This is a genomic window from Mesorhizobium sp. M2A.F.Ca.ET.043.05.1.1 (genome assembly GCF_003952445.1).
GTDB lineage: Bacteria > Pseudomonadota > Alphaproteobacteria > Rhizobiales > Rhizobiaceae > Mesorhizobium.
Genome location: NZ_CP034446.1, coordinates 1167780 through 1184491, shown reverse-complemented (window position 1 = coordinate 1184491; position 16712 = coordinate 1167780). Strand labels below are relative to the sequence as shown.

Genomic DNA, 16712 nt, shown 5'->3' with positions numbered 1-16712 from the left:
TCGCCTTCCGACGCAGATTAATTCCGAGGCTTGCAGATTGGACACATGTCCCGTTTCCGGTTGGGAACAGGAGGGTTATCGCGGCGCGATGCTGGAGTGGCGCGGCGATGACGGACCGACCGGATGCCGAGGGGGAATTTATTTTGAAATCAGTAGGTTGGCGTCTTGCACGAAGGGAAGGTCGCAGCATAGCGGCAGCGCTTTTCTCCGTGCTTCTGGCCTCCTGCACATCGACCGGCGACCCGACCATGTCGGTCGTTTCGCCGGCCTACAATTCAACCGCCACCGAAATGAGCGCGACGTCCGGCACCAAGACGGCAACAAGCGCCGATTCGTCGGCCCAAGTGGCATCCGCGACCACCGATGTTGCAGCAACCGTGATGAGCGAAGGCGACACGCCTTTGCCCGAGAAGGTCGCCTATGTGCCGGAGACGCGGCCGCAAGCCACCTTCCCTGACGTCGCCGTGCCTACGGGCGCCGCCGCGATTGCCGGCAACACACCGCAACCGCTGGTTCAGCCGGCGCAGACCGCGGAACAGACGCAAGCCGTCGCCCAGCAGGTCGCCGCCGGCGATGCCGCCGCCATTGCGTCCAAGGCGCAGGCGACCACGCAGGCCATGAGCAACGGCGTCTATGTCACCGCGGGCGAGCCGGCGCAGCCGCAGGTCGCCGCGCCGAAGAAGAGCCTGTTCGCCTCGCTGTTCAGCACCACACCGGCCTCGGCCGCGCCGGCGCCGCTGATCAATTCGCGCTCCAGCGACCAACTGGCGGCGCAGGCCAAGACCGCAACCGCCGCGCCCGCCCCCGCCAAGCCGATCGTTGAGCTGGCCTCCGCGACGCCCGCCGCGAAGCCGGTGCAGCTCGCCTCGCTGGACGACCCGAGCTATCACATCACCGGCGCCGATGCCCTTCCCGGCGTGCGCCAGACCGCGCTGTTCGAGATCAAGCGCAAGTCCGGCATTGACGACGAGAGCGACGTCGACCTCAACGAGGATGAGGGCGGCGGCGGTTCCTATCAGGTGGCCTCGGCTGCCGGCATGGCAAGGCTCGCCCCCAACGGCCTGCTGAAGCAGAACGAAAGCGTCGACGTCGCCTGCCTCAAACCGTCGCTGGTGCGGGTGCTGAAGACGATCGAGGGCCATTTCGGCCGCAAGATGGTCGTCACCTCCGGCTACCGCGATCCCTCGCGCAACCGCCGCGCCAACGGCGCCAAGAACTCGCTGCACATGTACTGCGCCGCTGCCGACATCCAGTTGCCCGGCGTCTCGAAGTGGGAGCTGGCGAGCTATGTCCGCTCGATGCCCGGCCGCGGCGGCGTCGGCACTTACTGCCACACCGAATCCGTCCATATCGACGTCGGCCCCGAGCGCGACTGGAACTGGCGCTGCCGTCGCCGCAGCGGCGGCGGCGAGGATGGCTGATACTCGGCTTGGCCCAGTGCGCATAGCCGGGTTGACCGATTGAGAGCCGATAACCGCCGACGCCGCCGTTTGTTTCGACAAACCGTCAGCGACGTTTGCGATTGGCTGAAGCTTACTGAACTTCGTCATCCACGGGCGGAGCGGGAGTCAAGCGGACGCGCAGACCCGAGGATCCATGCCGTTACCTCAACCGTAGGGTAGAGCGGCGCAGATTCTGCACCGATGCGATACGTCAGCGTCACGGAATGGATTCTATGGTCTGCGCCGCGTCGCTTCGCTCCTTGCTCCGCCATAGAATGACGACCGCGACTGGCGTCCCAGCCAATCTCCAAGGGTGCGTGACCGAATGCGGCCGGAACCCTGCCCTGCCCCGAAAAGCCGGCTTTTGCAGCCCTTTGAAAAAAGTTGTCGCATGTGGCGGCAGATGGGTTGCCGGTTGGCGACAACGCAATTATAAGCCGCTTCGTCTGAGCGCGCCCATCGTCTAGCGGTTAGGACACCGCCCTTTCACGGCGGTAACAGGGGTTCGATTCCCCTTGGGCGTACCAGTCTTATCCTCCCTGAACGGCCGAATCCCGCACCTCGCGCTCTCGGGGCCGAAACGCGTCATTAACGGCGTTGCTGGGTGACGCATGTTGGCAGCGATCAGACGGTGTAGAGTTCTGCCTCGCCATGGAGGCGCGGATGAACCTGCTTCTGACAATTCTCTTATGCGCGGCAATGACCGGCCTGGCCGGGCTGCAGCCCGTCCGCGGCGAGGATCAGCCCGCTCAGTCGAACGGCGACGTGGCGCAACAACTGCCGCCCGTTCACTGTGAGGGACAGAACTGCCTGCCGCCGAGGAACGACCCCGCTTTGGAGTGCAAAGGGCAGGATTGCACGCCGGCCCCAGCGACCGACCAGCCGACCGGCCCGGAGATCAAGAAGGTCAAATGAGTGGCAGCGGGCGCTTGCGGCGGAAAACAGAAGGCCGTCGCCGTCGTCAGGTCGCTTGAAGCTCAGAAAAAGCAGGCGCCCAGCAGAGAGAAGCGGCAGCCTCAGATCAATCCGGAACCATCGGCGCCGGCTCTTCGCAGCGATAGACCATGCACTGCCCGTCACGGGTCGGGACATAATCGACCATCGGCACGTAGGGAGCATCGCACTCATTGCCGAACTGGCGGACATAGCGCTCATACGTGTTCGCCCCCGTGGTCAGCACCACCGCATGCCGGCTCTGGATCAGCGCCTGGGTCTGCGCGCAGGTCATTGTGCGCGTGTCGGGTCGTGCATCGGCGAAATTTGTGGCGGCAACGATCATCGCTGCCGCGCAAAACGCAATCTTGCCTATGGGCATGGTGGCATCCTCGCAAAACATCGTATCGCCAAATTCGCATCGTGCGATGCCGCTCCGCAACGGCGGCGCGGTCACGATGCAGCGAGCGAAGCCTTGAAAGCAGTTGAAACCCCGCGCCCAAACCCTGGAATTGCCGCCCGAGGACAAATGACGTTCGAGGTCAGGCTGTTGCAAAAACCACTGTCTGCAGCAAGCCTCCCCCCGGCCGGTTCTCCAGCGTGATCGAGCCGCCATAGCGCTCGATGATCTCCTTGGCGATGGCGAGACCCAGCCCCGCGCCGGGGATGAACTGCGTGCGCGCCGGATCGACCCGGAAGAACGGCTCGAAGGCCTTGTTCAACAGGTCCGGCGGAATGCCGGCGCCGCGGTCGGCGATGGTGAGAACCGCCTGGCCGCCTCGCCGCGCAAGGGCGATGGTGCAGCTCTTGCCGTGCGTAGCGGCGTTGACGATCAGGTTGCGCAGCGCCCGGCGCAAGCCGAGCGCGCCGGCCTTGACGAATACATGGTCGAGATGGTCGATCGTCACCGCATGGCCGAGCGAGACCATTTCGACCTCGATATCGCGGACTATCCGGTCCAGTTCCACCGGCTCGACCGCATCCTGGTTCACCTCTTCGCGCACGAGGCGGATGGCGCTGTCGGCGATACGGTCGAGCTCGTCGAGGTCGCTCAACCATTTCTCGCGGTCCTCCTCGAGGAATTCGGCGCGGAGCCGCATCCTGGTCATCGGCGTCCTGAGATCGTGGCCGGCCGCCGCGACCAGGCGCATGCGGCTTTCCATCGCCGTCTTCAGTCTTGCCGACAGCTCGTTGAGCGCATGGGCGGTGGCCCTCACCTCGGCCGAGCCTTTCTCCGGCAAAGTCGCCAGCATGCCATCCGAGCCGATCTTGCTGACGGCGGTTTCCAGCATTTCCAGCGGCCGAACCAGCACGCCGGTGAAATAGATCGACACTGGCGTGGCGCCGAGCACGATCAGGGCCATCCAGCCGGCGAACCCGTACCAGACATCGCGCGGCGGGCCCACGTCGGGAACATCGACGATCATCCAGCGATGGTCAGGCAAAGCGACCGAGGCGATCATCCCGGGTTGCCCGGCCGTGCGGCTGACGACCGCCGAAACATCGAGACCGTTCTGGCGCAGCATGTCGTTCAGCACCCGCGTGTGCTTGCGGTCCTCGAAACCGGGCGCCGGACGATCGCTGATCGTCACCGGCGCATCGCCGCTGCTCGGCATGTGGCCTGGAACCAATTGCATCATATATTGGATCTGGTGCGCCAGCGGCCCCATCGTCAGCTCCGGCGATGGTCCGCCGAGCACCTTTACCGCGACGAAGGTGGCGAGGCCGACCACGCCGAGGATCGACGCGACGAGCAGGATGATCAGCCGCCGGCGTAGCGAAGTCACGCTTCGGTCTCCGCCGTTTCGACCCGCGCGGTTAGCTGATAGCCGCCATTGCGCACGGTCTTGAACAATGCCTCCTCGCCCGCTTCGGCGAATTTCCGGCGCAGCCGGCTCATCAGCACGTCGACGGACCGGTCGAGTGGCTCGCGCTCGCGCCCCTGCGTCAGATCGAGCAGCTGGTCGCGCGACAACAGCCGTCCCGGCCGATCGAGAAAGACCTGCAACAGATCGAACTCCGCGCCGGTCAGGTCTACCAGGGCGCCATCGGCATCCATCACTTTTCGCGTGTGCGGCTCCAGCCTGTAGCCAGCAAAATGATAGACGCGAACCTTGGGCGGGGCGGCTTCTTCGGGCGCCGAGCGCCTGAGCACCGCGCGGATGCGGGCCGAAAGCTCGCGCGGGTTGAACGGCTTGCCGAGGTAGTCGTCGGCGCCGAGCTCCAGGCCGATGATACGGTCGACATCTTCCTTCAGCGCCGTCAGCAGGATGACCGGAATGTGCGGCTTGCGATCGCGCAGGCTCCGGCAGATGTCGAGACCGGAGCCGTCCGGCAGCATGACGTCGAGCACGATCAGGTCGAACTGGCCGGAGCCGAGCTTCTGCTCGCATTCGCGCCGGTCCGCCGCTACCGACACGCGAAAGCCCTGCCCGTCAAGATAGCGCCCGAGCAGCGTCCTAATCTCGCGATCGTCGTCCACGACGAGGATGTGGGGTTGTGCCTGCATGTCTGCCCGCTTGCCTTTTCATTCCTGATTATAGGGAGCGACGCCGCCAAGCGGCATGGAAAATTGCAACGGAACGTTTCCAAGACCCCGTCGGAAACATTCGGAAACAAATCTCCTTTTTCTGGAAACCTTCGGCAACGCGCCGAAGCAAAGCGGCAAAAGACGCTTCCTATCCTCCTGGCATCCGAAGCATGCAGGAAAGGATCACGTCATGCGAAGCAGACTTCTGGCGCTCGGCCTGTTCTCGGTCGCGACCGTCCACCCGGTGTTCGCCGGCCAGCCGGAGCCCGGCGCTGCGCCCGCCGACGAGCCGCCGGCAATCGGCCGCCAAGACGATGCCGGTCCCGGCCCGATGAAGCCGTGGCCCGGTCAGCGCTGGGCGATGCGTCAAGGCCCGGAAGATTTCGGCCCGCGTCGCATGGGTCCGCCGCCCGAATTTCTCGCTGCCCGGCTCGCTGCGCTCGAGACCCGGATCGGCATCCGCTCCGAGCAGCTCGATGCCTGGCGCGACTATACCAGCGCGCTGCAGGCGGTGCTGGCGCCACCGCCGCGGCCCGATTTCGCCCCGCCCGGCCGCTCGCCTGACGCCGCCGCCGGTGGCGAGCCGGATCAGGCAAAGCGCGATCCCTTCGCCTTCCAGGAAAAGCTGGCCGACGAGGTGACCAAACGCGCCGCTTCCGCCGCCAAGCTCAAGGACGCCATCGGGGTGCTGCGTGCCAAGCTGACGCCCGAACAGCTCGAAATCCTCGCTTCGGCGGACCGGCCTCATGGCCACCCCCCGGTCCATGGGGCGATCCGCCGGATGCAGCCGGCCCCGGAGGTCTGCCTGATCATGGACAGCTCCCTCCACCCCTACCCCGGAGTGGCGAGCAACTCTGACCGGCTGCGCCGGCCGGCCCTCTGACCCACCCGTTCAAGGGCCGGCCGGTTTCCAATCAAGGCAGCGTCTCACATGGCAGCGGCTTCGCGAAGCGCACGGAGAACACTATGTGGGAAGCTTTGATGATGCTGCGCCTGATCGCGTCTGCAGCTCCGCGCTTCACACCCAGGCGTCGTGTTCCGCAGCCAGCCCTTGCGCGGCGCACGCTCAAGGGCGCGATACGGCTGAGCTTCGCCGGATACCGCCTCGCGCTGCCGACCCCGCCGCCAAACCTCGAAAACCGCACAGCAAATCGCACAAATCGGACTTCCATGGAGATATCCATCTCGGCCGACCGCGCTGAAGGCGCGCCCCTCCGATCGGCAAGGGCACTTGGTTTATTGGCACGGATTGGCATACTGATGCCGGCGGGCGTTGCGGCCGCTCATTCGGCCCCTTCGTCGAACGATCCTGGCCGCGCAAAAGGAGCGCGACATGACCCGCTTCGGCTCATTGCTGGACGCCCAGGCGCGGTACTCCGGCGCCCAACCGCGAAGACCCATCGTGGTTGCCGCGACCGATAACGGCTTTCCCCGCCCTTCCATGCTTGTCCCACGCCTCCCTCATAGGTGCCCGTCGCCCAATGGCTCTGCAATGCGCCTGCGTCAGCCATCGGGCGGCCTTAGCAACTCCAGCGAAAGATGATCCGGGCCATGCGCATTTCATTCAGCCAGCATTCCTTGCCGACGCGCCGCATGGCGGTCCTCGCGCTGTTTGGCACCGTGCTGTTGCTGGCGGCCTGCTCGCAGGAGAAGAGCCAGGTGCCGGCCGGCATGGGGGGTGCCGGCAGGCCCGAGGTCGGCGTCGTGACGCTGCATCCGCAATCGGTCGCGATCACGGCCGAACTGCCGGGACGCACCGCCGCCTCGCTCATCGCCGAGGTGCGCCCGCAGGTCGACGGCATCGTCCGGCAGCGGCTGTTCCAGGAAGGCGCCGAGGTGGTGGCCGGACAGCCGCTCTACCTCATCGACCCGGCGAGCTATCAGGCCGCCTATGACAGCGCCGTCGCGACGCAGCAGAAGGCTGAAGCCGCGGTGCCCACCGCCCAGGCCAAGTTCGACCGCTATGCCGGGCTGCTGAAGCAGAACGTCGTCTCGAAGCAGGATTACGATGATGCCGCCGCGACGCTGGCGCAGGCGCAGGCCGACGTCGCAGCGGCCAAGGCCAGCGTCGAAACCGCGAAGATCAGCCTCAATCGCACCTCGATCACCGCGCCGATCGCCGGCCGCATCGACAAATCGACATTGACGCCGGGAGCATTGGTCACCGCCAACCAGGAAACGGTGCTGACCACCATTCGCTCGCTCGATCCAATCAATGTCGACGTCACGCAGTCGAGCACCAATCTGCTCAATCTGCGACAGGCGATCAACGAAGGCCGGCTGAAATTCAGCGGGTCCAATGTCAGCGTCAAGCTGAAGCTCGACAACGGCACCATCTATGCACAGAACGGCAAGATGGAATTCACCGGCGCCAATGTCGACCAGTCGACCGGCACCTTCGCGCTCAGAGCCCAGTTCCCCAATCCCGACCGCCTGCTCTTGCCTGGCATGTATGTGCGCGCCATCGTCGAGGAAGGCGTCGCCCAAAACAGCTTCCTGGTGCCGCAGCGCGGCGTCACCCGCGACCCCAAGGGCCAGGCGACGGCCATGGTCGTCAATGCCCAGGGCAAGGTCGAGCAGCGCGTGCTCAGCGTGCGCAACAGCGTCGGCAACAATTGGCTGGTGGATTCCGGCGTCGGCGACGGCGACCGCGTCATCGTCGAGGGCCTGCAGCTGGTGCGCGCCGGAGGCGACGCGACAGCGGTCGAGGTGACGATCGACGAAACGACCGGCGAGATCAAGGACCGCGAGCAGAATTCCGCCTCGGCGACCTCCGCCGGCGGCAATGCCGCCGGTGCCGCCAAGCAGCCGGCCTCCGGCGCAACCGGGAACTGAAGCGATGTCGGGATTCTTCATCAACCGGCCGATCTTCGCCTGGGTGATCGCCATCGTGATCATGCTGGGCGGCCTCTTGGCGCTGCAGTCGCTGCCGATCTCGCAATACCCGCAGATCGCTCCAACCACGGTCAACATCAGCGCCAGCTATCCCGGCGCCGACGCTCAGACCGTCGAGAACTCGGTGACCAAGGTCATCGAGCAGGGCATGACCGGCATCGACAACCTCGATTACATGACGGCGACGTCGACCTCGACCGGACAGGCCTCGATCACGCTGACCTTCACCAGCGGCGCCAACGCGGACACCGCCCAGGTGCAGACGCAGAACAAGCTGCAGCTCGTGCAGTCGCAGCTGCCGCAGGTCGTCCAGAACAACGGCATCACCGTCTCCAAATCCTCGACCGGCTTCCTGATGGTCATCGGCTTCGTCTCCAGTGACGGCAAGATGAACTCGACCGACCTCGCGGACTATGTCGACTCAACCATCAACGACACGCTGAAGCGCGTCGAAGGTGTCGGCTCGACGCAGCTCTTCGGCTCCGGCTATGCCATGCGTATCTGGCTCGACCCGGACAAACTAGCGCAATACGCGCTGATGCCGAGCGATGTCGCCACGGCCGTCGAGGCGCAGAACACGCAGGTCTCGGCCGGCCAGCTCGGCGGGTTGCCGGCGCGCAAGGGCCAGCAGCTCAACGCCACGGTCACGGCGAAGAGCCGGCTGCAGACCGCCGAGCAGTTCCGCAACATCATCCTGAAGAGCAATACCGACGGCTCGCTGGTGCGGCTGAACGATGTCGCCAAGGTCGAGATCGGCGCCGAAAGCTACACCACCCAAGCCCATTACAACGGCAAGCCGGCCGCCGGCGTCGCCGTCAGCCTGGCGACCGGCGCCAACGCGATCAACACGGCGGAAGCGGTGCGCACGACGATCAATCGTCTGAGCTCGACCTTCCCGCAAGGCGTCGAGGTCGTCTACCCATACGACACCTCGCCCTTCGTGCGGCTATCGATCGAGGAAGTGGTGAAGACGCTCGCCGAAGCGATCGTGCTGGTTTTTTTGGTGATGCTGCTTTTCCTGCAGAATCTGCGCGCCACCATCATCCCGACGATCGCCGTGCCGGTGGTGCTGCTCGGCACATTCGGCGTGCTCTCCTTCTTCGGCTACTCGATCAACACGCTCACCATGTTCGCCATGGTGCTCGCCATCGGCCTGTTGGTCGACGACGCCATCGTCGTGGTCGAGAATGTCGAGCGCGTCATGCAGGAGGAAGGCCTGCCGCCGAAGGAGGCGACGCGCAAATCGATGAACGAGATCACCGGCGCGCTGATCGGCATCGCCACCGTGCTGTCGGCCGCGTTCGTGCCGATGGCCTTCTTCGGCGGCTCCACGGGCATCATCTACCGGCAATTCTCCGTCACCATCGTCTCGGCGATGGTGCTCTCGGTGCTGGTGGCACTGGTGCTGACGCCGGCGCTCTGCGCCACCATCCTGCGCCCGGCCAAGGACCATGCGACGCAAAGGGGTCCGTTCGGCTGGTTCAACCGCATGTTCGATCGCGGCACCATCGCCTACCGCGACGGCTCGCACGGCATCATCAAGCGTTCCTGGCGCTTCCTCGCCGTGTTCCTCGCCATCGTCATCGCCATGGGCTGGATGTTCGCCCGGCTGCCGAGCTCGTTCCTGCCGGATGAGGACCAGGGCATCCTGATCACCAGCGCTTCACTGCCGGTCGGCGCGACGCAGGACCGCACCGAGCGCGTGCTGGCCGAGGTGACCAACCACTATCTCAATGAAGAGAAGGACGCGGTCGAAGGCGTGTTCACGGCTTCCGGCTTCGGCTTCGGCGGCGCCGGGCAGAATGTCGGCATCGCCTTCGTGCGGATGAAGGATTTCGACCAGCGCAAGACCAAGGCTCTGTCCGTGTCTGCGGTCGCCGGCCGTGCCATGGGCGCCTTCTCCAAGATCAGGGATGCCCAGGTCTTCGCGCTAGCCCCACCCGCCATCCAGGGTTTCGGCAACACCAACGGCTTCGATTTCTACCTTCAGGACGTCAACGGCGCCGGCCACGACGCGCTGATCCAGACGCGCAACCAGCTTCTGGGCCTGGCTGCAAAGAGCAAGCTACTTGCCAACACGCGCCCCAACGGCCAGGAGGACCAGCCGCAATTCTCGATCGATATCGACCAGGAAAAGGCCAGCGCGCTCGGCATCAGCCTCGCCGACATCAACAACACGCTGTCGACCGCCTGGGGCAGCGATTACGTCAACGACTTCATCGATCGCGGACGAGTGAAGCCGGTCTATCTGCAGTCGGGCGCAGATTTCCGCATGCAGCCGGAAGATCTCGACAAATGGCAGGTCCGCAACTCCGGCGGCGCCATGGTGCCGTTCTCGGCCTTCGCCTCCAGCCACTGGACCTACGGTTCGCCCCGCCTCGAACGCTACAACGGCTCGGCGGCGGTCGAGATCCAGGGCGCCGCGGCCGCAGGCCAAAGCTCCGGCGCGGCGATGGACGAGATCGACAAATTGGTCGCGCAACTACCCGCCGGATATTCGCATGAATGGACCGGCCTGTCGCACCAGGAGAGGCTTTCCGGCAACCAGGCGATGTCCCTCTACGCGATTTCGGCGCTGGTCGTGTTCCTGTGCCTTGCCGCGCTTTACGAAAGCTGGTCGATCCCGTTCGCGGTGATGCTGTCGGTGCCGATCGGCATCTTCGGCGCGCTGGCGGCGGCCACCCTCTTCGGCCAGACCAATGACGTCTATTTCAAGGTCGGCCTGCTCACCACGATCGGTCTGGCGGCCAAGAACGCCATCCTCATCGTCGAGTTCGCCATCGAGCGGCAGTCTGCCGGCATGGGGCTGGTCGAGGCAACGCTCGAAGCGGCGCGGCAACGCCTGCGGCCGATCCTGATGACATCGCTGGCCTTCATCCTCGGCGTCACGCCTCTGGCGATCGCCAGCGGCGCGGGCTCGGGCGCGCAGAACTCGGTCGGCATCGGTGTTATGGGCGGCATGATCGCGGCGACCGTGATCGGCGTCTTCCTGGTGCCGCTACTCTTCGTCACGGTGCGCCGCATCTTCAAGGGCAAGGCAGCCAACGAGAATTCAGGCGGGACCCCAGCCACAGCCACTCAAGAATAGAGGTTTTTTCCATGCCAGGTTTTGAACGCGGTCTCGCGACCGCGAAGGGGTTCTTTTTGCCCGCGTTTGCCGCGGCCCTGCTCTCGGGATGCGTGGTCGGTCCGGATTACCAGAAGCCACTGCTGGCGATGCCGGCGAGGTGGAGCGGGCAGAAGGCGGCAAGGCCGGCCAAGCCGGCGCAACTGTCGCAATGGTGGCAGCGCCTGCGCGATCCCGAGTTGAACGCGCTCGTCGAGGAGGCGGTGGCCGGCAATCTCGATGTCGCCACCGCCGAGGCCAAGATCCGCGAGGCGCGGGCAAGCTACCGGCAGTCGGTGGGCACGTTCCTCCCATCCGCCAACGGTTCGGCCTCGGCCACCCGCAATAGGTCCACGGCAACCAGCTCGGGCACGGCAACCGGCACAACCTATGACCAGTATCAGGCAGGCTTCGATGCCAGCTGGGAACTCGACCTCTTCGGCGCCAACCGCCGCAGCGTCGAGGCCGCCAGCTACGACTTGGACGCTTCCGAGGAAAGCCTGCGCTCGACCTTACTGACCTTGGTCGGCGATGTCGCCTCCAACTATGTCCAGGCACGCGGCTACCAGGCCCGCATAGCGCTTGCCCGGCGCTCTGCCGCATCGCAGCGGCAAACCGCCCAGCTCACCCGCACGATGGCCTTGGCCGGCTCGGCGACCGCGGCGGACGTAGCCAAGGCGGAAGGACAGGCCAGCGGCACGGAAGCCGGCGTTCCGAGCCTGGAGGCCAGCTATGCCGAGGCCGTGCATCGCCTTTCCGTGCTGACCGGGCGGCCGCCAGCGGCCCTCAACGAGCGCTTGAGGCACGCAACGCCGATCCCAGCGCCTCGCCTGCCGATCCCGACCGGCATCCCGGCCGACATCCTGCTCACCCGTCCGGACGTGCGCATGGCCGAGCGGCAGTATGCGCAGTCCACCGCCAAGATCGGCCAGGCCGAGGCGGCGCGCTATCCGAGCGTCAGCCTGACCGGCGACATCAGCACCACATCCCTCAAGCTCGGCGATCTCGGCAAGAACTCCACCATCGGCTGGTCCTTCGGTCCGACGCTCAGCGTGCCGTTGTTCAATGGCGGCCAGTTGCAGGCGGCCGTCGACGTCGCCAAGGCCCAGCGCGACCAGTATTTCGTCGCCTACAAGACCGCCGTGCTGACGGCGCTGGAAGATGTGGAAAACGCCACCGTTTCGCTGTCGCAGGAGCGCATCAGGAACGGCAAACTCGCCTCCTCCGCAAAGTCCTACGGCGATGCCGCGCGGCTTGAAGGAACGCTCTACAAGGCTGGCGAGACCAGCCTTCTCGACGTGCTCGACGCCGAACGCTCAGCCTATTCCGCCGACGATTCCGTCCTGCAAAGCCGCGTCTCGATCGCCACCGATTACATAGCCTTGAACAAGGCGCTTGGCGGCGGCTGGAACGGCGCGATCGATACAGGCAGGCCCGAAATCATCGATGTCCACACCGGTCCGCGGCTGGCATCGAAGACCCAGTGAGACCAGGTGCACGATGTCTATCCGCCTGTTGACGACCCGAACAAATCTCCGTGAGCCATGGTTGCAAACAATATCCCACTGTATAACAGCCTCGTTGAGGTAATGAGATGACAGCCGCCTACGATCTCGGAACCAATCTGGTTCGCCGTATCTATGAAAAGCGCATAGATGCGCCGGCCATTCTTGATGCCGGCACGCATTTTCCCAATGCGGCTAAGTTCGCCGCCGCCTGGCAGGACATCCGCGATGAAGCGCTCGCAGCAAAGCTGAACAAGGCGCCGCGTTTTCATGACATCATGCCGGAGCAGGCCGATATCTCGGCCAATGACGGGCTCGACTGGCGCATGTTCGTGCTCAAGGCCTACGACATGACAGTGCCGGAGAATCTCGCGCGCATGCCGGTTCTGAGCCGGCTGCTCACCGAATGCCCCGAGGTCAAGTCGGCTGCCGTGTCCTTCCTCGCCCCGCGCAAGCACATCCCGCCGCACCGCGGACCATTCCGCGGCATCATGCGCTTTCACCTCGGCCTCGCCATCCCCAAACAGCCGGACGGCCGCCCGGCAACGATCATGATGATCAACCATGAGGAAAGGCGCATCGCCGACGGCGAATGCATGCTGTGGGACGACACGTTCGAGCACGAAGTCATGAACAACTCGGATCAGCCGCGCGTCGCTCTTCTGCTCGACGTGTGGCGTCCGCAAATGCCGCTGGATATGGAAATCCTGTCGCGCGTGATCGTGCGCGGCGTGCAGGTGGGAATGCGCTATCGGGGCGTGTCGTTCGGCGGCTGAACCAGCTGCGATCGACGCCTGGAGCAATTCCAGGAAAAGTGTGAGCGGTTTTCCGTCCGGAATTGCGTAGCAACAAAGGGGTAGGGCGTTTCGCCGTTTCCGTGAAACGGTGAAACGCCCTAATGCATGTCGCCGACGACGCGATCTTCAGGGAAAGACCTGGACGAAATAGAGACTCAGGCGCGTGCCTCGCGATGCGTCGCTGCCCTGCGCTTGCCGGGAAACATCGCGTCCCTCGCCAGCAATCCGCTGACGCGGCAGAAGGTTGCGAACGCCCGGCAGGCTTCCTCGGTGCTGGCCACATCGACCGTCGCCCCGAAGCAGGCATTGAAGGCGGCTTCGTAGATCTTGCCCTGCCTGCGCTTCGGCCAGTCCTGCAGGAAATCGAGCGCCTGCTCGACACTGTAGATCTCCTCGACCGGCAGGCCGGGCGCGGGCGTGATGCGCACCGGCACCTCGAATTGCAGTCTGTCCATTCCCTGTCTCCCGAACGGGCGCAGCCCCAGCAACGCCGCTCGATGTGAAAAGTTGCTTTTGCGGCCTTCTGACTCAGGAATGTGACCTCAGTGCGGTCAACAATCGGTTCACGGATGCGTCAGGCGGCGCGCCCGGCCAATCCGCGCAGGCTATGTGACAGGGCGACACTACCCACACCGCCCTGCCCTTGCTCTTGTTACACATCGTCGGCGCTACTGATTGGCCGGATCGGTCTCCGCGTCATAGGCCATGCGGGTAACCACCGTCAGCAGATAGGCGGACGGCACTGCGAAGAGTGCGCCGAGCACGATGGCCGCCGTTCCTTCCATGCGAAGCGTGGCGGCAACGGCCCAGTAGACCGTGCCGATGCAAATCACCGCCTGAACCGCCAGGAAGCAGGCCGCGGCGGCCGCGCGGGTAAGTGTCTTGAATGTCTTGATGCGTTGCATTGAAGAAAATCCGTATTGAAGCGCACGCAACCGGCGGACGGCCGGCGGCCGTCGTCGGGTCGCGACGCGAAGACGTGTTTTGATTTGGATGCCGCGCTCGGCGGCCAGCGGCTTTATGCGGCGGGTGGCGCGCGTGGCTGGTTGGTGCGTGACGGCGTTGCAGTTCCCGCCGCGGGCGTGACGCCCATTTCGGCTGGCAACGCCTGGCCGATAACCAGAAGATCGGCTGCAGGCGCCAGCGCGCCGGGATTGCCGCCGACAAGCTTTACAGGCAGCGGCCGGCTGGCCCGAACCTCGAGCGCCTGCGTCTTGCTGGGGGTCCTGAGCGCGATCGTGTCACCCTGCCGGGCGGCGCTGATGCTGGAGCCACCCTGGAGCGAGACCGCCGACGCGGAGATTCCGGACTGGGCGAAGCCCAGCAGCGCGAGCATCAGCAGCGCCACCAGGCCGGCAAAAGCGGTCCTGGCCGGCAGCAGCTTCGATCTTTCGCGTTCAGGCGCCGTCAAGGCTATCTCCGGATTTCTGGTCGGCCCTAACCTATGGAATGGCGGAAGGAAAGCCGCAATGGACGGCGCGCTCGCACTTCGTCCTTGAACCTTGCGGCTTCCGGTGCCAAATCTGGGGCAGATCTTGGCACTCGGCTCCCTTTGGAGCCAACGCCGGCAAACGGACAAAAATGGTTACCTATCTCGACGCCTCCACGGCCCCCCTTCGAAACACCGGCCAGATCCGCCTCTATGGCGAGGAAGGTTTTGCCGGCATGCGCAAGGCCTGCGATCTTACCGCGCGCTGCCTCGACGAGCTGGTGCCGATGGTCAAGCCAGGCGTGACGACGGAAGCGATCGACCGCTTCGTCTTCGAATTCGGCATGGACCACGGCGCATTGCCGGCGACGCTCAATTATCGCGGCTACACCAAATCATCCTGCACCTCGATCAACCATGTCGTCTGCCACGGCATTCCCGACAACAAGCCGCTGAAGGATGGCGACATCGTCAACATCGACGTCACCTATATCCTGGACGGCTGGCACGGCGATTCCTCGCGCATGTATCCGGTGGGCACCATCAAGCGCGCCGCCGAGCGCCTGCTCGAGGTGACCTATGAATGCCTGATGCGCGGCATCGCCGCGATCAAGCCCGGCGCCCGCACCGGCGCCATCGGCGCCGCGATCCAGACTTACGCCGAGGCCGAGCGCTGCTCGGTGGTGCGCGATTTCTGCGGCCACGGCGTCGGTCAGCTTTTTCACGACGCGCCGAACATCCTGCATTACGGCACCGTCAATGAAGGCGTCGAGATGCGGCCGGGCATGATCTTCACCGTCGAGCCGATGATCAATCTCGGCCGCCCGCATGTGAAGGTGCTGTCGGACGGCTGGACGGCGGTCACGCGCGACCGCTCGCTGTCGGCGCAGTACGAGCACACGATCGGCGTCACCGACATCGGCTGCGAGATCTTCACGCTGTCGCCGAAAAAGCTCGACCGTCCCGGCCTGCCAGCCTAGGTTTCTTGCCGCCGGCGCTTTAGGCGCTCGCTTGACGTTCGTCCCCGAGAACCGAACCCGTGGCCCCTTGGAGTTGCGAAAGGCCTCTGGCGCGCGACAAAGAGCGGCCGGGGCGACCTGCCGCATCATAGCCCCGTTAGGGGCCCTTCCTTCGAGTCGTTCCGGACAGCGGACCCGCCATGATCGTCATGTAGCATTTTTGTTACAGGCGACGTCGGATTGAACGCTGCTCCAATTACTTCATCCGACCGTTGACCTGGATCAACCGAGCATCTCTCCACGGCTGTCATTGCTGCAGCGCACCACATTCGAATTCATGGAGAGATATTATGGTGAGAAACTGGGTTGGGCAGTGGCGGGGGATCGCGGTTGCCGCAGCGCTTGTCGTGGCAGGGATGCAGCAGGCCACCGCGGCGGACATACAATCCGTGACACAGAACGAGCCGCCTGTAGCAGCATCGGGTCCCTGGCAGATTCGCCTGCGCGCCTTGGGAGTGGTCACGGACGACAAGGGCAACGTCAACGGAATCCCCGGCTCCGATCTTTCCTATTCGGATACCGTGACGCCGGAATTGGACATTTCCTACTACTTCACCGACAACGTCGCCGCCGAACTCATTCTCGGCACCACCTACGCCAATATATACGGCGAGGGGACGATCAGCGGGTTGGGCAAGGTCGGCAAGGTCTGGGTGCTCCCGCCGACACTCACGCTGCAATACCACTTTACCGATTTCGGCGCCTTCAAGCCCTATGTCGGCGCCGGCGTGAACTACACGATCTTCTACAATCAGGATGCCGGCAGCGCTGACGCCCTCCATGTCAAGAACACGTTCGGCGGCGCTCTGCAGGTCGGGTTCGATTACATGCTGGATCAGCATTGGGGCGTCAATTTCGACGTCAAGAAGCTCTTTCTGGAGCCGAAATTCGACGTCACGGTCGGCGGCACGAACTTGACTGGCAAGGCCAAGCTCAACCCCTGGCTGATTGGCACGGGCGTCACCTACCGCTTTTGACAAGGCAGGACAGAAGCCGGTTGCCGACTTTGACTGGCCATGAGGAGGGTGCCGTGTTGCACCCTTCTCGCACCTCGAA

The 16712-nt window shown here is 64.7% G+C and carries 14 protein-coding genes, 1 tRNA gene and 1 pseudogene; 10 read left to right on the top strand and 6 right to left on the bottom strand.

Going from position 1 to position 16712, the window contains the following annotated elements; genetic code table 11:
• Nucleotides 1–248: 248 nt before the first annotated feature.
• The 3 genes from EJ069_RS05610 to EJ069_RS05600 all read left to right on the top strand — a co-directional run bounded on the left by EJ069_RS05610 (nt 249) and on the right by EJ069_RS05600 (nt 2357).
• Complete coding sequence (locus EJ069_RS05610) at nt 249–1421, top strand: YcbK family protein (RefSeq protein ID WP_245456443.1); 1173 nt, start codon at nt 249–251, stop codon at nt 1419–1421.
• A gap of 473 nt (nt 1422–1894) precedes the next feature.
• Nucleotides 1895–1969, top strand: a tRNA-Glu gene (locus EJ069_RS05605).
• 136 nt (nt 1970–2105) lie between these two features.
• Nucleotides 2106–2357 carry a hypothetical protein gene (locus EJ069_RS05600; RefSeq protein WP_126060454.1) on the top strand — a complete coding sequence of 84 codons (252 nt, stop codon included), beginning with the start codon at nt 2106–2108 and terminating at the stop codon, nt 2355–2357.
• 106 nt (nt 2358–2463) lie between these two features.
• Here EJ069_RS05600 and EJ069_RS33890 read toward each other — a convergent pair whose 3' ends face one another.
• From EJ069_RS33890 to EJ069_RS05585, 3 genes are read right to left on the bottom strand one after another with little or no spacing between them, the layout of a single operon-like run.
• Entirely contained in the window at nt 2464–2931 is a 468-nt protein-coding gene (locus EJ069_RS33890; protein WP_348639358.1) for a hypothetical protein, read from the bottom strand.
• Nucleotides 2918–4162 carry an ATP-binding protein gene (locus EJ069_RS05590; RefSeq protein WP_126060453.1) on the bottom strand — a complete coding sequence of 415 codons (1245 nt, stop codon included), beginning with the start codon at nt 4160–4162 and terminating at the stop codon, nt 2918–2920. The genes EJ069_RS33890 and EJ069_RS05590 overlap by 14 nt, the downstream gene beginning before the upstream one ends.
• Nucleotides 4159–4884: a response regulator gene (locus tag EJ069_RS05585; RefSeq protein WP_126060452.1), complete on the bottom strand. Its 726-nt coding sequence runs from the start codon at nt 4882–4884 to the stop codon at nt 4159–4161. Before EJ069_RS05585 ends, EJ069_RS05590 begins: the two co-directional genes overlap by 4 nt.
• Before the next feature lie 211 nt (nt 4885–5095).
• On the opposite strand from EJ069_RS05585, the pseudogene EJ069_RS05580 reads away from it, so the two are divergent.
• The 5 genes and pseudogenes from EJ069_RS05580 to EJ069_RS05555 all read left to right on the top strand — a co-directional run bounded on the left by EJ069_RS05580 (nt 5096) and on the right by EJ069_RS05555 (nt 13187).
• Nucleotides 5096–5763 (top strand): annotated as a pseudogene (locus EJ069_RS05580) (hypothetical protein).
• 693 nt (nt 5764–6456) lie between these two features.
• On the top strand, nt 6457–7740 hold the full coding sequence (locus tag EJ069_RS05570; RefSeq protein WP_126060450.1) for an efflux RND transporter periplasmic adaptor subunit: 1284 nt from the start codon (nt 6457–6459) through the stop codon (nt 7738–7740).
• Nucleotides 7741–7744: 4 nt separating this feature from the next.
• Nucleotides 7745–10888, top strand: coding sequence for an efflux RND transporter permease subunit (locus tag EJ069_RS05565; RefSeq protein WP_126060449.1), 3144 nt, complete (start codon nt 7745–7747; stop codon nt 10886–10888).
• A gap of 11 nt (nt 10889–10899) precedes the next feature.
• On the top strand, nt 10900–12393 hold the full coding sequence (locus tag EJ069_RS05560) for an efflux transporter outer membrane subunit (RefSeq protein ID WP_126060448.1): 1494 nt from the start codon (nt 10900–10902) through the stop codon (nt 12391–12393).
• Nucleotides 12394–12500: 107 nt separating this feature from the next.
• A complete protein-coding gene (locus tag EJ069_RS05555) occupies nt 12501–13187 on the top strand; it encodes an aspartyl/asparaginyl beta-hydroxylase domain-containing protein (RefSeq protein WP_126060447.1) in 687 nt (228 codons plus the stop codon).
• A 176-nt stretch (nt 13188–13363) separates the two neighbouring features.
• Here EJ069_RS05555 and EJ069_RS05550 read toward each other — a convergent pair whose 3' ends face one another.
• The 3 genes from EJ069_RS05550 to EJ069_RS05540 all read right to left on the bottom strand — a co-directional run bounded on the left by EJ069_RS05550 (nt 13364) and on the right by EJ069_RS05540 (nt 14619).
• Nucleotides 13364–13663 (bottom strand): DUF982 domain-containing protein, encoded by a 300-nt coding sequence (locus EJ069_RS05550; protein WP_126060446.1) that lies wholly within the window; start codon nt 13661–13663, stop codon nt 13364–13366.
• Between the two features lie 213 nt (nt 13664–13876).
• A complete protein-coding gene (locus tag EJ069_RS05545; protein WP_126060445.1) occupies nt 13877–14113 on the bottom strand; it encodes a hypothetical protein in 237 nt (78 codons plus the stop codon).
• A gap of 113 nt (nt 14114–14226) precedes the next feature.
• Nucleotides 14227–14619 (bottom strand): hypothetical protein, encoded by a 393-nt coding sequence (locus tag EJ069_RS05540; protein WP_126060444.1) that lies wholly within the window; start codon nt 14617–14619, stop codon nt 14227–14229.
• 170 nt (nt 14620–14789) lie between these two features.
• Between EJ069_RS05540 and map the strand changes: the two genes are divergently transcribed.
• Both map and EJ069_RS05530 read left to right on the top strand, forming a co-directional pair.
• A complete protein-coding gene (map, locus tag EJ069_RS05535) occupies nt 14790–15617 on the top strand; it encodes a type I methionyl aminopeptidase (protein ID WP_126060443.1) in 828 nt (275 codons plus the stop codon).
• A 329-nt stretch (nt 15618–15946) separates the two neighbouring features.
• The gene (locus EJ069_RS05530) at nt 15947–16633 is read left to right on the top strand and encodes an OmpW family protein (protein WP_126060442.1); all 687 of its coding nucleotides are present in this window, start codon (nt 15947–15949) and stop codon (nt 16631–16633) included.
• Nucleotides 16634–16712 lie beyond the last annotated feature (79 nt).

Excerpts from the sequence above, each read along its gene's own strand:
- EJ069_RS05610 (WP_245456443.1), top strand. The coding sequence starts at position 249 with ATGTCGGTCGTTTCGCCGGCCTACAATTCAACCGCCACCGAAATGAGC.
- EJ069_RS05600 (WP_126060454.1), top strand. The coding sequence starts at position 2,106 with ATGAACCTGCTTCTGACAATTCTCTTATGCGCGGCAATGACCGGCCTG.
- EJ069_RS05585 (WP_126060452.1), bottom strand. The coding sequence starts at position 4,884 with ATGCAGGCACAACCCCACATCCTCGTCGTGGACGACGATCGCGAGATT.
- EJ069_RS05570 (WP_126060450.1), top strand. The coding sequence starts at position 6,457 with ATGCGCATTTCATTCAGCCAGCATTCCTTGCCGACGCGCCGCATGGCG.
- EJ069_RS05565 (WP_126060449.1), top strand. The coding sequence starts at position 7,745 with ATGTCGGGATTCTTCATCAACCGGCCGATCTTCGCCTGGGTGATCGCC.
- EJ069_RS05560 (WP_126060448.1), top strand. The coding sequence starts at position 10,900 with ATGCCAGGTTTTGAACGCGGTCTCGCGACCGCGAAGGGGTTCTTTTTG.
- EJ069_RS05555 (WP_126060447.1), top strand. The coding sequence starts at position 12,501 with ATGACAGCCGCCTACGATCTCGGAACCAATCTGGTTCGCCGTATCTAT.
- EJ069_RS05550 (WP_126060446.1), bottom strand. The coding sequence starts at position 13,663 with ATGGACAGACTGCAATTCGAGGTGCCGGTGCGCATCACGCCCGCGCCC.
- EJ069_RS05545 (WP_126060445.1), bottom strand. The coding sequence starts at position 14,113 with ATGCAACGCATCAAGACATTCAAGACACTTACCCGCGCGGCCGCCGCG.
- map (WP_126060443.1), top strand. The coding sequence starts at position 14,790 with ATGGTTACCTATCTCGACGCCTCCACGGCCCCCCTTCGAAACACCGGC.
- EJ069_RS05530 (WP_126060442.1), top strand. The coding sequence starts at position 15,947 with ATGGTGAGAAACTGGGTTGGGCAGTGGCGGGGGATCGCGGTTGCCGCA.